Raw genomic sequence first — 18205 nt, 5'->3', positions numbered from 1 at the left:
GCTCATCAAGTGGCGCGGCGCGGGTCAGGCGGGGGTGACGCGGAGGGTCAGGGAGCCGACCTCGACGATGTCGCCGGGGTGGAGTTGGCGGCCGCGGCGCTCGTCGACCTCGCCGTTGACCAGCACGTCGCCCGACGCCAGCAGGTCCTTGATCTCGCCGCCCGTGTCGACCACGTTGGCCAGCTTGAGGAACTGACCAAGCCGGATCATGTCGCCCTCGACGGGCACGTCTTCAGGTGCGGGAACCATGGTCCCATCCTCGCATTCTCAGGTCAGGTAGATGACCAGCGAGTCGCCCGCCGCCGCGGCCCGGGCGAAGAACGTGGCCAGCCCGTCGTACCAGCGGCGCAGGTAGTCGCGGGCGCGCTCGTCGGTGTGCCAGATCTCCGGGTAGACGCCGGCGCGGGTGAGCGCCTCGGCGTCATAGTGCTCGGCGAGCCTGTCGAACGGCAGCGCCGACAGGTAGTCGGCGCCCGCACGCACCTCGGCCGGGTCGAGCAGGCGCGGTGGGGCGTACCCCCAGTCGTCCACGGTGAGGGCCTCCTCGCCGTAGATGACGTTCACGGGGGCGCCGCCGGCCTTCTCCAGCAGGTGGTCGAGGCCGGCCCACGCCCTGTCGGTGTCGAAGGTGCGGCCCTCGGGCACGTCGTCGACGGCCAGGTCGGCGAGCTCGTCGACGAAGTCGAACGCGCCGTTGGGGTCGCTGCGGAGCAGGTCCCGCAGCCGGGTCAGTTCGTCGGAGCGCAGCCGCACGTACTGCATGATCATGCTCATCGGGTTGGGATCCTCCGGCGGGTGCACCCGGGCGACAGACTGCCAGGCCTACGACAATGCCAGACGGCGTCCCGCATAGGCTGCATCACATGGCCCGACCTGATGGACGAAAAGCCGAAACGCTGCGACCCGTGACGATTGCGCGTGGGTGGAGCATGCACCCCGAGGGGTCCGTGCTCGTGGAGTTCGGGGCGACGCGGGTGCTGTGCACCGCGAGCGTCACCGAAGGGGTGCCCCGCTGGCGCAAGGGGACCGGCCTCGGCTGGGTCACCAGCGAGTACGCGATGCTGCCGCGCGCGACGACCACCCGGTCGGACCGCGAGAGCGTGAAGGGCCGCGTGGGCGGCCGCACCCACGAGATCTCCCGGCTCATCGGCCGCAGCCTGCGGGCCTCCATCGACCTGAAGGCGTTGGGGGAGAACTCCATCGTCATCGACTGCGACGTGCTGCAGGCCGACGGCGGCACCCGCACCGCCTCGATCACCGGCGCGTACGTCGCGCTGTACGACGCCGTGACCTGGCTCGCCGGCCGCAAGAAGCTGGCCGGCACGGTCGAGAGCGCGCTGCCGAGGAGCGTCGCGGCGGTCAGCGTCGGCATCATCGACGGCGAGCCGCGCCTGGACCTCTGCTACGAGGAGGACGTGCGCGCCGAGGTCGACATGAACATCGTCTGCACTGGCACGGGCGACTTCGTCGAGGTGCAGGGCACCGGCGAGGACGGCGTGTTCAACCGTGACCAGTTCAACCAGCTCCTCGACCTGGGCGTGGCGGGTTGCCTGAGCCTCGCCGCCGCGCAGCGGGAGGCACTGGGCCTGTGAGACTCCTGCTCGCCACCCGCAACGCCAAGAAGCTCGTCGAACTGCAGCGCATCCTGGACGCGGCGCTGGGCGGTGGTGCGGTCACCCTGGTCGGCCTCGGCGACATCGACGAGTACGACGAGGTGCCCGAGACCGGGCTCACCTTCGAGGAGAACGCGCTCATCAAGGCCCGCGAGGGCGCCCGGCACAGTAGCCTGCCCACGGTCGCCGACGACTCGGGCCTCGCCGTCGACGCGCTGAACGGCATGCCGGGCGTGCTCAGTGCCCGCTGGGCGGGCCTGACCACGGGCGACCAGGCGACGAAGGACCGCGCCAACCTCGACCTCGTGCTGGCCCAGATCGCGGACGTGCCCGACGCCCACCGGGGCGCGCAGTTCGTGTGCGCGGCGGCGCTCGTCCTGCCCGACGGCCGGGAGTTCACGGTGAGCGGCCAGATGCGCGGCCGCCTCATCCGCGAGGTGCGCGGCGCGGGCGGCTTCGGGTACGACCCGATCTTCGTGCCGGACCGGCAGCCCGAGGGGGAGTCGCGCACGTCCGCCGAGCTGAGCGCCGCCGAGAAGGACGCGATCAGCCACCGGGGCGAGGCGTTCCGGGCGCTGGCCAAGGTGATCGCCACCCAGGTCCCGCAGGACTGACCACGTGGCGGGCCGGGGCACGCGCCCCGGCCCGCCACATCCCCCAGGGCGATGCCTAGGACGGGCGGCCCAGCGCCCGGTATTCCCAGCCCGCGGCGCGCCATTGCGCCGGGTCGAGAGCGTGTCGGCCGTCGACGAGGCGCCGCTGCGCGACGACCGCGGCCATCGCCTCCGGGTCGATCTCGCGGAACTCGGCCCACTCGGTCAGCAGGACCACCACGTCGGCGTCGCGCGCGGCCTCGAGGGCGCTGCCGGCGTAGCTGAGCTCCGGGTGGGCGCGGCGGGCGTTGTCGAGCGCCACCGGGTCGAACATCCGCACCCGCGCGCCGAGCGTGTGCAGCGTGCTGGCCACGTCGAGCGCGGGCGCGTCGCGGATGTCGTCCGAGTTGGGCTTGAACGCGGCCCCCAGGGCGGCCACCCGCACCCCGTCGAGGTCGCCGCCGACGAGCTCGCGCACCAGGTCGACCGTACGGGCCCGGCGGCGCCGGTTGATGGCGTCGACCTCGCGCAGGAACGCCACGGCCTGCCCGACGCCGAGCTCCTCGGCCCGGTGCGCGAACGCCCGGATGTCCTTGGGCAGGCAGCCGCCGCCGAAGCCGAGGCCCGGGCGGAGGAACCGGCCGCCGATGCGGTTGTCGAAGGCGAGCGCGTCGGCGAGGTCGTGCACGTCGGCGCCGGTGGCCTCGCAGACCTCGGCCATCGCGTTGATGTAGGAGATCTTGGTGGCGAGGAACGCGTTCGCCGCGACCTTCACCAGCTCGGCCGTCGCCAGGTCGGTGACCACCACCGGCGTGCCCTGGGCGAGCACCGGCGCGAACGCGTCGCGCAGCCGCTGCTCGGCCCAGTCCGACGCGACCCCGAAGACGAGCCGGTCGGGGTTCATGGTGTCGTCCACCGCGAAGCCCTCCCGCAGGAACTCCGGGTTCCAGGCGACCTCGACCCCGGTGCCGGCGGGCGCGTGCGCCTGGATCAGCCGGGTGAGCTCGCCGGCGGTGCCGACCGGCACTGTCGATTTGCCCACGACCAGGCAGCGCCGGTCCAGGTGGGTGGCGAACTCGCTGGCGGCGCTGAGCACGTACGTGAGGTCGGCGGCCTGCGAGCCGGCCTTCTGGGGCGTGCCGACGCACAGGAAGTGCACGTCGCCGAAGGCGCCCGCCTCGGCGAACGACGTGGTGAACCGCAGCCGGCCCGAGTCCAGCGCCTTGCTCAGCATCTCGGGCAGGCCGGGCTCGAAGAACGGCACGTCGCCGGCGTTGAGGCGGGCGACCTTCTGCGGGTCGACGTCGACGCCGAGCACCTCGAAGCCGAGCACCGCCATGCAGATGGCGTGCGTGGCACCCAGGTAGCCGGTGCCGATGACGGTGAGCCGGGGCGGCGCGTCGGGCGTACTCGCGGTGTTGCTCAAGGGGTTCCTCCAGGGTAGGTGCGGATGGGGATAGGGGGTCAGCCGCATTTCACGTTCGCGAAGCCCTTGGCCGCGCCGGTCACCTTGTTGTCGCAGGAGACCTTGTTGCCGTTCACGGGCGTGAACGCGAACCCGTAGCCGGGGCCGTTCACCTGGGCGGTATTGGCGCTGAACACGTTGCCCGTGCCCCAGCCCTTGACGATCTCGTGGGTCTGGAAGCCGTCCTGCTTCGCGTTGCGGCCGATGTTCTCCGCGATGAGCCACTTGTTGCCCTTGACGTCCACCCAGGAGTCGTTGTGGCTGCCGCTGAGCTTGGCCCCGTCGAACGCGTTGCCGATGAGCTTGCCGCCGGTGGTGCCCTCTTTGATGTCGACCGCCTCGGCCGTGGTCTCGCTGATGATGTTCTCGCGCAGCTCGTTGCGGTCGCTGCGGTCGGGCAGGCAGCCGGAGACGGTGCACCAGTTGGACTGCGCGCTGCCCACATAGAGGCCCTCGCCGAACTTGTCGCGCCGTTCGCCGGTGCGCCGGACGGTGTTGCCGATGACGAGGTTGTCGGTGCTGAAGTTGCGCAGGTGGATGCCCTCGTCCCCGATCCGCTCGACCGTGAGGCCCTGGATGACGGCGAACGTGACCTTGTCGGCCATCACGCCCTTCTGGGCGTTGCGCACGGTGAAGCCGACGAGGCGCCAGTAGCTCGCGCCGTCCAGGTGCATGCCGTAGCCACCCTTGACGCTGCCCCCGTCGATCACGGCGCCGGACCCGCCGCACAGGAAGATGGGCTTGTCGGCGGTGCCGGGCCGTTCGGCGACGAACGTGCCCTCGTACAGGCCGTCGGCCATGAGGATGCTGGCACCCGCCTCGGCATCCGCCAACGCGATGGCCAGTGACTCGCCGTTGGACACCACGACCGTCGCGGGCGGGCACACCACGCCGCCCTCGACGGGCGCGACCGTCGGCATGGACGGCGTCGCCGCGTCCGGCGTGTCCATCCCGGTGCTGCCGTCGACCAGCGGACCCGTGACCGGGGCGGCACCCCCGGTGGGCAGTTCGCCGGAACTCAGCCCGATGGTGCGACCGGCCGGGCCCCGCGTGGTGGCGAGGACGACCACGGTCACCAGGAGGGCGGCGATCGCGCCGCCGGACGCGGCCAGCCATACCCGGGGTTCGCCGGGCAGCGGCCATCTACCAGTTCGGTTCATGCCGTCACCGCCGCTGGCCCGCGACGCCGAACGGGGCGACGATCGTGTCGTTCGACTCGTAGTCGTCGGGGTCCGTCTCGTACGGTCCGGCGGGGATCCGGGCGGCGCCGCGGGCCGGCTGACCGGGGGGCATCGTGCGTGCCATCACGGGCATCTCCTGGGTGTGCGTGGCGGTCGTCTCGCGCGGCGGCGGCGCGTCGAGCGGCAGCTTGTCCGCGTACGGGTGGCGCATGCCGTGGCCGCCGCGCAGCGCCCGGCTGCCCCGCTTGAGCGCGAAGAAGATGATCAGAAGGAGGATCGAGACCCAGAGCAGGGTCATGGGGCTCGCGTAGTGTCGGAACTTGATCCAGAACGAGCTGGTGTCGTGCCAGGCGAACGTCTGGTTCTCCCGGATCGTCGTGCGGCCGTGCGCCCGGGTCTGGTCCAGCGCGCTGGGCCCGACGCCGCCGATCACGTTGAACGTCACGACGCTGGAGCCGACCTCGCCGACCAGCAGCACGCCGTGGTTGCCCGCGCCCTGGACCGTATTGCCCCGGATCTCGACGACGGAGTCGCGTACGTAGATCGCGGTGTCCGCCTTCGTCACCACGTTGCCGCTGATGGTCGCGGCGGTGACGCCGTCGCGGACGGCGATGCCGTGGCGGGCCTGGCCGGTGAGCTGGTTGCCGGTGATGTTCACCCGGTTCGCGGCCTGGCGGGCCACGATGCCCATGTCGCCGCCCTCGACGCGGTTGTTCTGGATGCCGACGTCGAGCCCGCCGACGACCTCGATGCCGTAGTGCGCGTTGCCGAGCGCGGCGCTGTTGGCCACGGAGTTGGAGCCGTAGTTGGCGGTCGACTCGCCGGACGCGGACGGCCCCGTCGCCAGCGGCTGGCCGCTCAGCGTGAACCCGTTGTGGCCGTTGTTCCTCGACGTGCAGCCGACCACCTGCACCTGTGAGGTGGCCCGGGACAGCACGAACCCGTCCCCGCCGTTGTTCTCCGACACGACGCGTTCCACGACCGCGCTGGAGGCGAACCGGTGCAGCACTACCCCGTCCTCCAGGCTGTTGCGCACCGTGGAGTCGCTGATGGTGATGCCGGCGGCGCTGGAGACGAAGAGGCCGAACGCGTTGCCGTCGACCGTGACGTGCGAGATCTTCCCCGACACGTACGACAGGCCGGGCACCTCGAAGCGGCTGTCGGGCGTGCTCAGCGGCCCGCTGGGCTGGGCGAAGACGCCGTTGGCGTTGGGCGCCGTCGGGTCCGGCCCGTGGTTCTGGCGCTCCTCGCTCGCGGCGTGCCGCTCGTCCTTTGTCAGGTGCACCGGCCCCTCGACGTTGCCGGTGTAGGGCCGGTCGGTGCCGGTGAGCCCGACGCCGCCCGTACGACCGCTCCAGAAGCCCAGGTGCGACAGTGTCGTGTACGACATCGCGAACTGTCCGCCGATCGCCCGGATGTAGGCCCGGCCGTCGTTGACGTCGAGGTCCTCCTTGCTGGTCCGGGGATCCCAGCTCATGATCTTCACGGGGGACTGGGGCGTGCCGTCGACGGTCAGGCCGCCGCCGAACGACACGATGGTGACGAACCCGTTGCCGGTGCTCGCCATTCGCAGCGTCAGCCCGCCGGGGTTGCTGAGCTTCAGCTTCGCGCCGGAGTTGATGTAGATGTTCTCGGTCAGCAGGTAGGACCCGTCCTTCTGCCGGATGAACGTCTGCGGGGCCAGTCGCAGCAGGTCGCTGATGGTGTACGTGGAGCGTTGCTGGGTCAGCACGAGGGTGTAGCCGCCGCCGGTGTCGAGCCGGTACGGCTTGGTCCACGCGATGCCCTGCATGGGCGCCACGGCCGTGACGGCGCGGACGTTGATGAGCCGCCGGTCCTCCTCGGCGACCAGCGACGCCTGCCGTTCGGCGTTCTCGTCGGTGACCACCGGATCGCGGGTGACGACCGGCCCGGCGCTCGCGGGGGCCGGCACGGACAGCGTCGCGGCGGCGACCGCGGCGGCCACGACGAGCCGGGTGACGGGTCGGGTCATCGCGGCGTCACCCCCGCGGCGACCGGGCGCTGCGTGGGCACGCGGCCGGCGGCCAGCGACGCGGCGTCCTGGCCCTCGCCGCCGATCCGGTTGGCCGCCCGGGTCAGCCAGCCCTGCTTGTTCATGGTGATGAAGGCGAACAGCTTGATCGGCAGGGAGATCATGATGACCACGAGGGCCAGCAGCGGCAGCAGCGCGATCTCCTGCGGATGGCGCCGCAGGTGCGAGTACCCCCGGATGCCGCGGCCGACGAGCAGCCAGATCAGCACCAGGAAGATGCCGCGCGGGGTGAGTTCCAGGCGGCTGAACAGCAGGTACCCGATGGCCATGCCCATGGTCACCGGTGTCAGCAGGATCTGCAGCACGGTGATCTTCGTGACCAGCGGGACCCGCCACAGCCAGCCCTTGTACAGCGCGGTCAGGTAGCACCGGTACGAGTTGCGGCTCCACCGCACGCGCTGCTTGACGAACGCGCGGAACGACGTCGGGAACATCGAGATCGCCCTGGCCGACGACTGGTGCACGGTCTTGAAGCCGGAGGCGAGGACCAGCCAGGTCAGCCGGCCGTCGTCGCCGGCCACGCAGCGGCGGCCGAGGAAGAACTCGTTCTCCAGGTTGGGCAGCAGCGGCAGGATCACCGACCGGCGGTACGCGGCCGTGCGGCCCGACAGGCAGGCGACGCCGCCGGCCCGGCCCATCGCGGGCACGTAGTCGTAGTAGCGCAGGTTCACCAGCCAGTCGGCGATGCGCCGCCACACGCTGCTGGTGCGCTGGTAGACGTTCTGCTGGGTGCCGACGCCACCGACCTTCGGGTCGATGAACGGCATCTGGACGGCGTTGAGCAGGCCCGGCGTCCACCGGGTGTCGGAGTCGGCGAGGACCACGACCTCGCCGCGCGCGGCCCGGATGCCGACGCCCAGCGCCGACCGCTTGCCGCTGTGCTGGAAGACCAGGACGCGCAGCCGCGGGTCGTGCACGGTGGCCAGCCGCTGCTGCACCTCCACGTCGGCCACGTCGGGCACGATGATGACCTCGGTGGGGTTCTGCGCGAGCCAGCTGCGCAGGCATTCCAGCAGGATGTCCGGGTCCTCGCGGTAGGACGGGACCACCACGGAGACGGTGGTCCGGAAGTCGTTGACGATGGGTTTGGCGAATCGCGACAGTACGGCCCGATAGAGCCACAGGAACCACACGAACAGGCCGGCCAGGCCTAGCGGCATCAACTCTCGCCAGGACGTCTCGGCGGTTGCCGCAACGATCCACGACCAGACGCCGTCGAAGAAACTGGACACCGTCTTCCTTTTCTCGAGCAGGGTGGAGCGCGACAGATGCATTGACATTCATGGATGTAAAATGCGCGCAGTACGGCCAGGTGGCGGGTACTGCGGATCGCGTTCTCATTGGTCGGCGGTGTTTTCCGACCCGAGCGAAGGCGACGTTAGCAACGCTCGAACGGCCGGGAAGGCGGAACGAGTAACGCCGCCGTTAACGGTCCGGGTCGGTGTCCGTCATGCCCAGTTGGCGGGCCGTCGCGGCGATTGAGCGATTATCCCGATGGGGTGCGATGGGAGGTGCGGCGGTCGACGAGCGGTGCGGTGGTAAGGACCGGATTCCGTGCCCCCGGCGCGTCGACCGTTCCGCGACCGGGTCCGAAAAGAAGTCCGAAATGGATGATCGGCGAAGTTGACGGCCCTCACCGCGTGACGCACAGGCCCCGGGACCCATAACCAGAATCACTACGGGGAGTACGCGCGTGGCGCGCGGTGACGCCGGCCGTACGCGGGGCCAGGCGGGTGACAACCGGGCGGCCGACGAAAAAGACCCACCCGGATCCGGGGAAGTGCAACGTCTGGTTGCGTAACGGCGCGTGACGCGCTAGCGTAATACGCAACCAAGAGTTGCGAGAGGCGGGTTGCCATGGAGTACGGGACGCTGGAGCGGCAGATCCACATCGAGGCCTCCCCGGAGGTGGTGTTCGAGGTCGTCAGCCGGCCGGAGCACCTGCGCGAGTGGTGGGCCGACGACGCGAAGCTCGACCCGGCCCCGGGCGCGGTCGGCGAGCTGGTCTGGGGCGACCGGGCGCACGTCGAGGCGATCACGGTGGTCGACCTCGACCCGCCGCGCCGGTTCTCGTTCCGGTGGGTCGCGGACGGGGGCGAGGCGCCGGTCGCGGGCAACTCGCTGCTGGTGACGTTCGACCTCGAGCCCTCGGGGGCCGGCACGCTCCTGCGACTGACCGAGAGCGGCTTCCGGGAGAAGGGCTGGGAGATCGCGGTCCTCGAGGAGGCGTACCGGGACCACGTGACCGGCTGGGAGAGGTTCCTGCCACAGCTGCAGACGTACGCGGTGTCGCTGGGCTCGTCATGATCGACGAGGACCTGTGGTCGGCGATCGGCGACCCGACCCGGCGCCGCATGCTCGACCTGCTGCTCGTCGACGGGGTCGGCACGGCGACGAGCCTGAGCGAGCGGCTGCCCGTCACCCGGCAGGCCGTCGCCAAGCATCTCGGCGTCCTCGACCGCGTCGGCCTGGTCCACGGCACGCCCGCGGGCCGGGAGGTGCGCTACCGCATCGACGAGGCCCAGCTCGCCCGCGCCGTCGCCCAGCTGTCCGCGGTCGGCTCCGCGTGGGACGCCCGACTGCGGCGCATCAAGCAGATCGCCGAAGCCATCGAACGCGAAAGGAAGGCATAACCATGGTGGACATCCTGCACCAGGTCGGCGTCAGGTCGACCCCCGACAAGGTCTACGGCGCCCTCACCACGATCGAGGGACTTGAGGGCTGGTGGACGACGAACACGACCGGCGACACGGACGTCGGCGGGGTCATCGCGTTCCGGTTCGGCCCTGGCGGCTTCGACATGGAGGTCGTCGAGTCCGACCGCGACAAGCACGTGCTGTGGAAGGTCGTCGACGGCCCGGCGGAGTGGATCGGCACGACCATCGACTGGGAGCTGAGGCAGGACGGCGACTGGACCAGGGTCCTGTTCCGGCACCTGGGCTGGCGGGAGCCGGTCGAGTTCATGCACCACTGCAGCACGAAATGGGCGCTGTACCTGATGAGCCTCAAGGGCCTCATCGAGACCGGCAAGGGCGCCCCCGACCCGCACGACGTGAAGATCGACAGCTGGAACTGACTGCCGTGTCGGGCGGGCCTGCCTCAGTCGCCGGAGCGCAGGTCCGCCAGGCGCTCGGGGCGGAAGCGGACGTCGTCGAACGCGACCTCGCACCCGCCCCCCGTCGGCGACTGCGCGAGGAATCCCACCTGCGTCGGCAGGTCATCATCGCCGAGGGTGAACACCCGGATCAGCGACCAGCGGCGCCCGTCGGTCGAGGTGTGGAACGCGTACGCCGGTCCGAGCCGGCAGACGCGCAGCCACGTGGTGCGGCCGTCGAGGACGATGGAGTTCGCGTCGTCGGACGTCCCGCGGGTCACCACGGACACGATCATCGGCTCGTCGTCGGGGGAGAACTCGAAGCACAGCTTCGCCCACCGTCGCTCGTCGGCCCAGACGATCAGCCCGCCCGCGTCGTACGTGGCCTGGAAGTCGACCGTCACCCGCGCGCTGAGCTGGAAGTCGCCCGGCGCGGAGAACAGCAGTTGGGGCGCGTTGAGCGCGGCGGCGTCGCCGGTCGGGTCGAGGTAGAGGTCGGTCGCCGGTCCGGCCACGGCGGATACGCCCCCGTCCGGCGAGGCCAGCCAACACTTCCCGTCCCCACGGGCCGCCTCGGGCAGCCCCGCCACCATCACCTGATCGTGCGCCATGACCGACGTGTCTAACACGCCCCACCTGTCACGTCCAGTGTGGACTGCCCGGGAGTATCAGGCGAGGCTGGTGCGCCATTGGGTGTGGAGGTCGGCGTAGTGCCCGCCGCCCGCCACCAGGGAGGTTGGGGAGCCGTCCTCGATGATCCGGCCGTCGTCGATGACCAGGACGCGGTCGGCGATCTCGACCGTGGAGAGGCGATGGGCGATGACCAGGGCGGTGCGGTCCGTGAGGACCGTGCGCAAGGCGCGTTGGACCAGGCGCTCCGACGGGATGTCCAGCGATGAGGTCGCCTCGTCGAGGATCAGGACCGCGGGGTCGGCGAGGAAGGCGCGGGCGAACGCGACCAGTTGGCGCTGCCCGGCCGACAGTCGCCCGCCGCGCTTGCGCACGTCCGTGTCGTACCCGTCGGGAAGGTTTCTGATGAAGGCGTCGGCGCCGATCGCGGCCGCGGCCTCCTCGATCTCGGGCCGCGTCGCGGTGGGCCGGCCGAACGCGATGTTCTCGGCGATCGTGCCGGAGAAGAGGAAGTTCTCCTGGGTGACCATCACGACCGTGCGGCGCAGGTCGGCCTCGGACACGTCGCGCAGGTCGACCCCGTCGATGCGCACCGTGCCGACCGTCGGGTCGTAGAAGCGGGCGACCAGCTTCGCCACGGTCGACTTGCCGGCGCCCGTCGCGCCGACGAGCGCGACCGTCTGCCCGGCCGGCACCCGCAGGTCCATGGCGGGCAGGACGACGAGGCCGGGCCGGTAGCTGAACGCGACCGAGTCGAAGGTGATCTCACCCTTGGCGTCGCGCAGCGGCACCGGCGCGGCCGGCTCGGCCACGTCGGGCGCCTCCTGCAGCACGCCGGAGAGCTTCTCCAGCGCGGCCGTCGCCGACTGCAGCGTGTTGTAGAACTGGCTGAGCTCCTCCATCGGCCCGAAGAACCGGCGCAGATACAACAGGAACGCGGCGAGTACGCCCACCTCCATCTGGCCGTGCAGCACCCGGTAGCCGCCGTAGGTGAGCACCACCGCGATCGTGACGTTGCCGACGAGCCGGATGCCGGGGGAGAACTTGGCGATGAGCCGGTTCGCGACCAGGTTCGCCGCCCGGTAGTCCTCGTTGACCTTCTCGAAGATCTGCTGGTTGCGGGGCTCGCGGCGGAACGCCTGCACCGCGCGGATGCCGCCGAGCGACTCCACGAAGTGGACGATCACCAGCGCGACCTTCTCCCGGGTGCGCCGGTAGGCCACCGCCGACGCCAGCCGGAACCAGTTCGACAGCAGCACCAGCAGTGGGAACGACAGGAGCGCGACGAGTGCCAGCGGCGGGTCCAGCCACAGCAGGATCACCGCCACGGAGCCCACGGACAGGCCGGCCAGCACCAGGTCCTCGATGCCGCCGTCGACCAGCTCCGAGATGGTGTCCATGTCCGAACTCAGCCGGGAGATCATCCGCCCGGCCGTGTAGCGCTCGTGGAACCCGACCGACAGCCGCTGGAACTGGTCGTAGACGCGTCGCCGCAGGTCCAGCAGCACCGACTGGCCGGTGCGCCCGGACAGCGCCAGGAACCCGCGCTTCGTCGCGTACTCCCCGACGGTCGCGGCCCCGAACGCGACCGCCAGCAGGATCAACAGCGTGTAGTCGCCGCGCCCGGCGATCGGCGGGATCCCCTGGTCGATCCCCAACTGCACCAGCCACGGCCCGGCCATGCCCGCGGCGTTCTGCAACAACAACAACGCCACGAGTACGCCCAGGGCGCGCTTGTGCGGCCGCAGCAGCGACGCCAGCAGCGCCCGGCTCGCGGCGCGCAGCCGGATCGTGGCCTTCTGATCGGGCGCCTCGGCGGCGGTCCGCTCCGCGTCCTGCTCCTGCGCGACCCCCCGCCACGCCTCAACATCCACGCTCACCGTGCGCCCTCCCCGGCCAGTTCACCCGCGTCGTCGGCGGCCGCGCTCAGGACCGCGGCGTAGGAAGGGTTGGTGGCGAGCAGTTCGGAATGGGTGCCCACGCCCGCGATGACGCCGTCGGAGAGGAACGCGACCCGGTCGGCCAGCGCCACGGTGCTGGGCCGGTGCACCACGATGATCGCGGTGGTGCCGGTCAGCACCCTCGTCAGGGCCCGCTCCACCAGCGCCTCGGTGTGCACGTCCAGCGCCGAGAGCGGGTCGTCGAGCACCAGCACCTTCGGCCGGGTCAGCACGGCCCGGGCCAGCGCCAACCGCTGACGCTGCCCACCCGACAGGGACAGGCCCTGCTCGCCCACCCGGGTGTCCAGGCCCCACGGCAGCGTACGGACGAAGTCGGCCTGCACCACGTCGATCGCCTCGTCGATCTCGGCGTCGGTGGCGTCGGGCCGGCCGAGCGTGAGGTTCTCCCGCACGCTCATGGAGAACAGGATCGGCTCCTCGAACGCGACCGCCACGACCGTACGCAGCGACTCGAGCGTCACGTCGCGGACGTCGCGGCCGTCGAGGAGCACCCGGCCGTGGTCGGCGTCGATGAGCCGGGGCACCAGCGACACCAGCGTCGACTTGCCGGCGCCGGTGACGCCGGCGATCGCCAGGGTCTCGCCGGGACGGACGACCAGGTCCACGCCGCGCAGCACCTCGGCGGGCGCGTCCGGGTAGGCGAACCGGACGTTGTCGAACCGGACCTCGCCGCCCACGTCGCCCCGCTCCAGCACGGCGGCGCCGGGTCGGTCGGTGATCGCCGGGTCGGTGTCGACGACCTCGTAGAAGCGGTCGGCGGCCGTCATGGCCTCCTGCGCGTTCGCGATGATGTAGCCGAGCGCGTCGATCGGCCAGATCAGCATGAGCTGCAGCGACACGAACGCCACCAGCTCGCCGACCGTCATCCGGTCGCGCGCCACGGCCAACGCCCCGCCGACGAGCACCACGGCGAGCGTCACGTTCGGCACGGCGTCGAACTTCGCCCACGTGCGGGACACCATCAGCGCCTTGCCGACGGCCGTGTCGTGCAGGTCGCGGGCGTACCGGGTGAACTTCTCCGCCATGTGCTCGCGCCGGCCGAACGCCTTGATGAGCCGGATGCCGCCCGCGCTCTCCTCCGCGACGGTCGCGAGGTCGCCCTGCTGGTCCTGCATCAACCGGGCCGCCGCGTTGTATCTGCGGGTGAACTGCTGGCTGAACCAGAACAGCGGGCCGGCGCTCGCGGCCACCACCAGCGCCAACGGCCAGTAGAGGTCGAACAGCAGGGCCACGACGGTGATCGCGGTGGCGGTGTTGAGCACCAGGAAGATCAGTCCGAAGGAGAGGAACCGGCGGATGATCGCCAGGTCCGTCGTGGCCCGCGACAGCAGCTGACCGGACTGCCAGCCGTCGTGGAACGACACCGACAGCGACTGCAGGTGCCGGTACAGGTCGTCGCGCATGGACGTCTCCATGCGCAGCGCCGAGTTCGCCTGCACCCACCGGCGGATGAAGATGAGCAGCGCCTCCACGAGGCCCAACGCGAGCGCCAGCGCGCCGAGCAGGAACAGGCCGCGGTCGTCGCCGTGCAGCACGGGGCCGTCGACGACGCGCTGCACGATGAGCGGGAGCGCCACGCCCAGCGCCGTGGTGACGACGCCGGCCAGGATCATCCATACGTACAGTGCCGCGTACGGCCGCATGTAGCTACGGGTACGCCAGAGGTTGTGCAACGGGTGGTGGGTTGACCGGGGCACCTTCCGAACGTAACCCGGCCGGTAGGTTGATTGATGTGTCGGTAAGTCCGTCGACTCATCCCTTGCGAGATTCGAAATCGAGCAACCACGATTTAACAGTTAGACCCCAGCGAAAGCCGCCGAGTGAGCCGTCGGTGCGGATTACCCTGTGGCATGGCACGAACAACGCGGCCGCGTTGCGCGCGCACGCCTGCGCCGCCGCCCGGGTCGCGGTCGGCCGCCCGCTCAACTCCGCAAACCCTTGGTACGTCACGGGTTCGCCCGGCTTGACCGTGCGCAACACGTCCCACGCGTGCGTGATGAACGCCCCACCGGCCGGTTGCCGCACGGTCACCGCGTCGATCGCCTGAAGATCCCCTTCGAAGTACGCCCTGGCAGCGGCGCTCGCGGAGCCCACATCACGCTTGGCTGTCGGGGCCGTTCCCGGCGCGAGCAGCAGCTCGTCGAGGCGGTCCGTCCAGCCGGCGGCGAGCACGGCCCCGTCGGCGTCGGTGACGATCGTGAACGGGCCGGCCGGGCTCGGCATCGTGGCCGTGTACGTGCTGGTCATGCGAGTCTCCAGAGTCTCATGGTGGCGTAGGAGCGCCAGGGCGCCCAGCGCCGCGCCGCGTGCCGGGCGAGCGCGGTCGGGTCGTCGGGGAGGCCGGCGGCGCGGGCGCCCCGGCGTACCCCCAGGTCGGTGGCGAGCAGCACGTCAGGGTCGCCGAGCGCCCGCAGCGCGACGTACTGCGCCGTCCACGGGCCGATGCCGGGCAGCGCCAGCAGCGTCTTCTCGGTCTCGGCGCGGTCCGCTCCGGGGTCCAGCCGTAGGTCCTCGTCGACGCCGGCCGACGCCAGCGCGCGCAGCATCCGCCGCCGCGCGGCCGGCATGCCGAACGCCTCGTCGGCCAACGCGAGCAGCGCGCTCGCGTCCGGAAAGGGCACGAGGCCGGCGGCCAGCTCCGCGCGGCTGGCGGGCGTGGCGCGGGCCGGGACGGCCCCGTCCGCTGTGGCGCGGTCGGTGGCGTCGCGGTCGGCGGTGACGCTCGCGGCGTGCGCGGCGGCCGTGAGGCGGGCGAGGACCGTGCGGGCGCCGGCGACGGAGATCTGCTGGCCGACGATCGCGCGGACGGCGATCTCGAAGCCGTCGACGGCCCGGGGGACCCGCACGCCGGGGGCCTTGCTGACGCCGGGCGCCAACGCCGGATCCTGGGCGAGCAGGCCGTCGATGGCCACCGGGTCCGCGTCCAGGTCGAGCAGGCGGCGGCACCGCGCCACGGCTGGGGCCAGGTCCCGGATGTCCGCGAGCTGGAGCGTCGCCTGCACGTACCCGTCGAGGATCTGCAGGGACGCCGTCGCGGAGCCGTGCGGCAGGCGCAGCGCCCGCACGTACCCGTTGGGGTGTCCCTCCTCGACGCCGGGGATCGCGCGGGCCGAGAGGTACTCGAGCAGTGAGGTCCCATCCAGCGGCGGCCGGTAGGCCAGCCGCAGGTTGATCGTCGCCCGGCCCTGGTCGGTGGGCGCCTCGGTGGTGCGGCGGCCGGCGCGCAGCCGCGACGGGGCGCGGCCGTAGATCTCCTGCATCGTGTCGTTGAACTGGCGCACGCTGCCGAAGCCGGCCGCGAACGCGATCTCCGCGAGTCCGAGGTCGGTCGTCTCGACCAGGATGCGGGCCGTCTGCGCGCGCTGCGCCCGCGCCAGCGCGAGCGGCCCGGCGCCGAGCTGCTCGGTGAGCATCCGGTGCAGGTGACGTTCCGTGTAGCCGAGCTTGGCCGCGAGGCCCGGCACACCCTCGCGGTCGACGAGGCCGTCCGCGATCAGTCGCATGGCCCGGCCGGTGAGGTCCGCGCGCGTGTCCCACTCCGGCGAGCCGGGCGCCGCGTCCGGGCGGCACCGCAGGCAGGCCCGGAAGCCGGCCTTCTGCGCGGCGGCCGCCGACGGCAGGAACCGCACGTTCGCCCGTTTCGGCGTCAGCGCGGGGCACGACGGCCGGCAGTAGATCTTCGTGGACGTCACCGCCGTTACGAACCACCCGTCGAACCGCGCGTCGCGGCTGTCCACCGCCCGGTAGCACCGCTCGAAGTCCAACTGTCCCATCACGCCACCGATACTGCCCCGCAGGTGGGCACATTGGCTGGCGGTTTTCGGACGTGACTGTCGCGGCGCTATCGGTGGATCTTGGCTCGGATTGGTATCTATGGGTACCAATCCGAGCCAAGGTCAACTGCTTCGTGGGTCAGCCCGCGGCGGGGCGGGTGGTCAGGCGCTTGAGGAGGAGGTAGGTCTCGCAGCCGAGGCAGAAGCCGAACGCCGCGTTGAGGAACGCTGCGGCCAGCGCAAACCCGGTCGCGACGAGGCCGACGGTCGTCGCGCCCGACAAGAAGCCGATGGTGGCGACCGCGGCGAAGACGAAGCCGACGCCCTGCGCGAAGCGGACCGGCTCGGCCGGCTCGCGCTCCGTCACCGGGCCCAGCTTGGGGGCGATCACGGTGCGGAAGAACCAGCCGTAGGGGGCGTAGCGGGCGCTGCCGGCGCCGATGGCGAACACGACCGCCTGGGCGAGCGCGAGCCAGCCGGAGCCGGTGACCAGCGCCAAGACGAGGACGACGGTGGTGACGGCGGCCGCGAAGCGCGGGCCGCGTACGTCGAGCTGCATGGGAGGGGACCCTTCTGACGGTGGGGGAGGAATGAGGTCAGAAGGGACGACAGAGGCTGGCGCAGACGCGGCACAGGTCCACCGCGCGGCGTCTGGTCAGCAGGGGGTTCACGAAGTTAACGGTAGACACACCGCGGCTGAGCTGCTATCCAGTCTCACTCGATAGGAATTATCGAGATCTATGCGACGGCATTCGGGCGGGTGCGGTCGGTCGCCAGGCGCAGCGCGATGGCGCCCAGCAGCGTGCCGGTGACGTACCGCTGCACGCGCAGCCACGCGGGCCGGCGCGCCAGGAACACCGCCACCGTGCCCGCGACCAGGATGATCACCGTATTCACCAGCATGCTGACGCCGATCTGGATGCCGCCCAGCAGGAAGCCCTGCGCCAGGAGGTGCCCGGCGGACGGGTCCAGGAACTGGGGGATCAGCGAGCCGTAGAGCAGCGCCGCCTTCGGGTTCAGCAGGTTCGTGAACAGCCCCATCGCGAACAGCTTCCGCGGGCTGTCCGGCGGCAGGGCCACCGGCTCGAACACCGACGTCCCGCCCGGCTTGAGCACCTTCCAGGCCAGCCACAGCAGGTAGGCGGCTCCCGCGAAGCGGACGGCGTGGTAAATCCCCGGAACCGCCGCGAACAGCGCCGACAGGCCGAAGGTCGCCGCCGCCAGGTAGAACAGGAACCCCAGGGCCACGCCGCCGAGCGACACCAGCCCGGCCCGGCGACCCTGCGAGATGCTGCGCGAGACCAGATACATCATGTTCGGTCCGGGCGTCAGCACCATGCCGAGCGAGACCGCGGCCACGCCGAGCGCGCTGCCAAGGGAAATCACGCCTTCACCTCCGCCAGAGCGGCCAGCAGTTGGGCCTTCGTGGGGGCGCCGCTGGCCCGGCGCCGGATCCGGCCCGCGTCGTCAATGATCAGAACCGTGGGGGTACGCCAGATGTCGAGTTCGCGGACGGCTTCCAGATGCGACTCGGCGTCCACCTCGACGTGCGCCACCCCGGGGACCGTCCGCGCGACGTCGGCGCAGATCACCCGCGTGGCCCGGCACGGGGCGCAGAACGCCGACGAGAACTGGAGCAGCGTCAGCGGCGTACCCGGGGAGATGCCCAGAGCCTCGCGGAGGGTGCGGGGCACCGCGGCCCCGTCCGGCGCGGACGTCGGCGTCGGTTCCGCAGGAACCGGGGCGAAACGGCCGTTGCGGCGGCGCAGGAGCAGACCCGCGAGGGTGGCGGCGGCGAGCACGCCGAGGGCGACGAGGGCGCCGGTAAGGGACTGCACGGGT

General features: G+C 71.4%; 19 protein-coding genes. 5 read left to right on the top strand and 14 right to left on the bottom strand.

The features are described from left to right. Positions 1 to 24: 24 nt before the first annotated feature. A complete protein-coding gene (locus ABD211_RS21545) occupies positions 25 to 249 on the bottom strand; it encodes an RNA-binding S4 domain-containing protein (protein WP_344134813.1) in 225 nt (74 codons plus the stop codon). 18 nt (positions 250 to 267) lie between these two features. After that, positions 268 to 774 carry a YfbM family protein gene (locus tag ABD211_RS21540; RefSeq protein WP_344134810.1) on the bottom strand — a complete coding sequence of 169 codons (507 nt, stop codon included), beginning with the start codon at positions 772 to 774 and terminating at the stop codon, positions 268 to 270. Between the two features lie 89 nt (positions 775 to 863). On the opposite strand from ABD211_RS21540, the gene rph reads away from it, so the two are divergent. Beyond that, positions 864 to 1592 carry a ribonuclease PH gene (rph, locus tag ABD211_RS21535; protein ID WP_344134807.1) on the top strand — a complete coding sequence of 243 codons (729 nt, stop codon included), beginning with the start codon at positions 864 to 866 and terminating at the stop codon, positions 1590 to 1592. Continuing rightward, the gene (rdgB, locus tag ABD211_RS21530; RefSeq protein WP_344134804.1) at positions 1589 to 2227 is read left to right on the top strand and encodes an RdgB/HAM1 family non-canonical purine NTP pyrophosphatase; all 639 of its coding nucleotides are present in this window, start codon (positions 1589 to 1591) and stop codon (positions 2225 to 2227) included. The genes rph and rdgB overlap by 4 nt, the downstream gene beginning before the upstream one ends. A 55-nt stretch (positions 2228 to 2282) precedes the next feature. Here the strand turns inward: rdgB and ABD211_RS21525 are convergent, their stop codons facing one another. Genes ABD211_RS21525 through ABD211_RS21510 form a run of 4 tightly spaced genes read right to left on the bottom strand, consistent with a single transcriptional unit; the run spans position 2283 to position 8137 of the window. Further along, a complete protein-coding gene (locus tag ABD211_RS21525; protein WP_425560480.1) occupies positions 2283 to 3680 on the bottom strand; it encodes a UDP-glucose dehydrogenase family protein in 1398 nt (465 codons plus the stop codon). Then, positions 3671 to 4831, bottom strand: a complete 1161-nt coding sequence (locus ABD211_RS21520) for a NosD domain-containing protein (RefSeq protein WP_344134799.1) — start codon at positions 4829 to 4831, stop codon at positions 3671 to 3673. Before ABD211_RS21520 ends, ABD211_RS21525 begins: the two co-directional genes overlap by 10 nt. Before the next feature lie 4 nt (positions 4832 to 4835). After that, positions 4836 to 6845 (bottom strand): right-handed parallel beta-helix repeat-containing protein, encoded by a 2010-nt coding sequence (locus ABD211_RS21515; protein ID WP_344134796.1) that lies wholly within the window; start codon positions 6843 to 6845, stop codon positions 4836 to 4838. Beyond that, positions 6842 to 8137: a glycosyltransferase family 2 protein gene (locus ABD211_RS21510; RefSeq protein WP_344134793.1), complete on the bottom strand. Its 1296-nt coding sequence runs from the start codon at positions 8135 to 8137 to the stop codon at positions 6842 to 6844. The genes ABD211_RS21515 and ABD211_RS21510 overlap by 4 nt, the downstream gene beginning before the upstream one ends. A 625-nt stretch (positions 8138 to 8762) precedes the next feature. Here ABD211_RS21510 and ABD211_RS21505 point away from each other — a divergent pair. Genes ABD211_RS21505 through ABD211_RS21495 form a run of 3 tightly spaced genes read left to right on the top strand, consistent with a single transcriptional unit; the run spans position 8763 to position 9981 of the window. Then, a complete protein-coding gene (locus ABD211_RS21505) occupies positions 8763 to 9212 on the top strand; it encodes an SRPBCC family protein (protein WP_344134790.1) in 450 nt (149 codons plus the stop codon). Further along, positions 9209 to 9538, top strand: a complete 330-nt coding sequence (locus tag ABD211_RS21500) for an ArsR/SmtB family transcription factor (protein ID WP_344134787.1) — start codon at positions 9209 to 9211, stop codon at positions 9536 to 9538. The genes ABD211_RS21505 and ABD211_RS21500 overlap by 4 nt, the downstream gene beginning before the upstream one ends. A gap of 2 nt (positions 9539 to 9540) precedes the next feature. Beyond that, a complete protein-coding gene (locus ABD211_RS21495) occupies positions 9541 to 9981 on the top strand; it encodes an SRPBCC family protein (protein ID WP_344134784.1) in 441 nt (146 codons plus the stop codon). Between the two features lie 23 nt (positions 9982 to 10004). On the opposite strand, the gene ABD211_RS21490 is transcribed toward ABD211_RS21495, so the two are convergent. The 8 genes from ABD211_RS21490 to ABD211_RS21455 all read right to left on the bottom strand — a co-directional run bounded on the left by ABD211_RS21490 (position 10005) and on the right by ABD211_RS21455 (position 18201). Next, complete coding sequence (locus ABD211_RS21490; protein ID WP_344134781.1) at positions 10005 to 10610, bottom strand: DUF1349 domain-containing protein; 606 nt, start codon at positions 10608 to 10610, stop codon at positions 10005 to 10007. 57 nt (positions 10611 to 10667) lie between these two features. After that, positions 10668 to 12509: an ABC transporter ATP-binding protein gene (locus tag ABD211_RS21485; protein ID WP_344134778.1), complete on the bottom strand. Its 1842-nt coding sequence runs from the start codon at positions 12507 to 12509 to the stop codon at positions 10668 to 10670. Further along, complete coding sequence (locus ABD211_RS21480) at positions 12506 to 14233, bottom strand: ABC transporter ATP-binding protein (protein ID WP_344134888.1); 1728 nt, start codon at positions 14231 to 14233, stop codon at positions 12506 to 12508. Before ABD211_RS21480 ends, ABD211_RS21485 begins: the two co-directional genes overlap by 4 nt. A gap of 109 nt (positions 14234 to 14342) precedes the next feature. Then, on the bottom strand, positions 14343 to 14837 hold the full coding sequence (locus tag ABD211_RS21475) for a methylated-DNA--[protein]-cysteine S-methyltransferase (protein WP_344134775.1): 495 nt from the start codon (positions 14835 to 14837) through the stop codon (positions 14343 to 14345). Then, a complete protein-coding gene (locus tag ABD211_RS21470; protein WP_344134885.1) occupies positions 14834 to 16363 on the bottom strand; it encodes a DNA-3-methyladenine glycosylase 2 family protein in 1530 nt (509 codons plus the stop codon). The genes ABD211_RS21475 and ABD211_RS21470 overlap by 4 nt, the downstream gene beginning before the upstream one ends. A gap of 139 nt (positions 16364 to 16502) precedes the next feature. Further along, positions 16503 to 16922, bottom strand: a complete 420-nt coding sequence (locus ABD211_RS21465) for a DUF4395 domain-containing protein (protein WP_344134772.1) — start codon at positions 16920 to 16922, stop codon at positions 16503 to 16505. Between the two features lie 179 nt (positions 16923 to 17101). Then, entirely contained in the window at positions 17102 to 17749 is a 648-nt protein-coding gene (locus tag ABD211_RS21460; RefSeq protein ID WP_344134769.1) for a LysE family translocator, read from the bottom strand. Then, positions 17746 to 18201 (bottom strand): thioredoxin family protein, encoded by a 456-nt coding sequence (locus ABD211_RS21455; protein ID WP_344134766.1) that lies wholly within the window; start codon positions 18199 to 18201, stop codon positions 17746 to 17748. The genes ABD211_RS21460 and ABD211_RS21455 overlap by 4 nt, the downstream gene beginning before the upstream one ends. Positions 18202 to 18205 lie beyond the last annotated feature (4 nt).

Origin of the sequence: Luedemannella flava, assembly GCF_039528515.1 — a bacterium.
Lineage (GTDB): Bacteria > Actinomycetota > Actinomycetes > Mycobacteriales > Micromonosporaceae > Luedemannella > Luedemannella flava.
The sequence above is the reverse complement of the archived record's forward strand: the minus strand, read 5'-3'. Positions and strand labels throughout refer to the sequence as shown.

Bases quoted from the DNA above. Each gene is read 5' to 3' on its own strand.
- ABD211_RS21540 (WP_344134810.1), bottom strand. From the start codon at position 774: ATGAGCATGATCATGCAGTACGTGCGGCTGCGCTCCGACGAACTGACC.
- ABD211_RS21465 (WP_344134772.1), bottom strand. From the start codon at position 16,922: ATGCAGCTCGACGTACGCGGCCCGCGCTTCGCGGCCGCCGTCACCACC.
- ABD211_RS21480 (WP_344134888.1), bottom strand. From the start codon at position 14,233: ATGCGGCCGTACGCGGCACTGTACGTATGGATGATCCTGGCCGGCGTC.
- ABD211_RS21545 (WP_344134813.1), bottom strand. From the start codon at position 249: ATGGTTCCCGCACCTGAAGACGTGCCCGTCGAGGGCGACATGATCCGG.
- ABD211_RS21500 (WP_344134787.1), top strand. From the start codon at position 9,209: ATGATCGACGAGGACCTGTGGTCGGCGATCGGCGACCCGACCCGGCGC.
- ABD211_RS21495 (WP_344134784.1), top strand. From the start codon at position 9,541: ATGGTGGACATCCTGCACCAGGTCGGCGTCAGGTCGACCCCCGACAAG.
- rph (WP_344134807.1), top strand. From the start codon at position 864: ATGGCCCGACCTGATGGACGAAAAGCCGAAACGCTGCGACCCGTGACG.
- ABD211_RS21470 (WP_344134885.1), bottom strand. From the start codon at position 16,363: ATGGGACAGTTGGACTTCGAGCGGTGCTACCGGGCGGTGGACAGCCGC.
- ABD211_RS21525 (WP_425560480.1), bottom strand. From the start codon at position 3,680: ATGCGGCTGACCCCCTATCCCCATCCGCACCTACCCTGGAGGAACCCC.
- ABD211_RS21520 (WP_344134799.1), bottom strand. From the start codon at position 4,831: ATGAACCGAACTGGTAGATGGCCGCTGCCCGGCGAACCCCGGGTATGG.
- ABD211_RS21505 (WP_344134790.1), top strand. From the start codon at position 8,763: ATGGAGTACGGGACGCTGGAGCGGCAGATCCACATCGAGGCCTCCCCG.
- ABD211_RS21490 (WP_344134781.1), bottom strand. From the start codon at position 10,610: ATGGCGCACGATCAGGTGATGGTGGCGGGGCTGCCCGAGGCGGCCCGT.
- ABD211_RS21475 (WP_344134775.1), bottom strand. From the start codon at position 14,837: ATGACCAGCACGTACACGGCCACGATGCCGAGCCCGGCCGGCCCGTTC.
- ABD211_RS21515 (WP_344134796.1), bottom strand. From the start codon at position 6,845: ATGACCCGACCCGTCACCCGGCTCGTCGTGGCCGCCGCGGTCGCCGCC.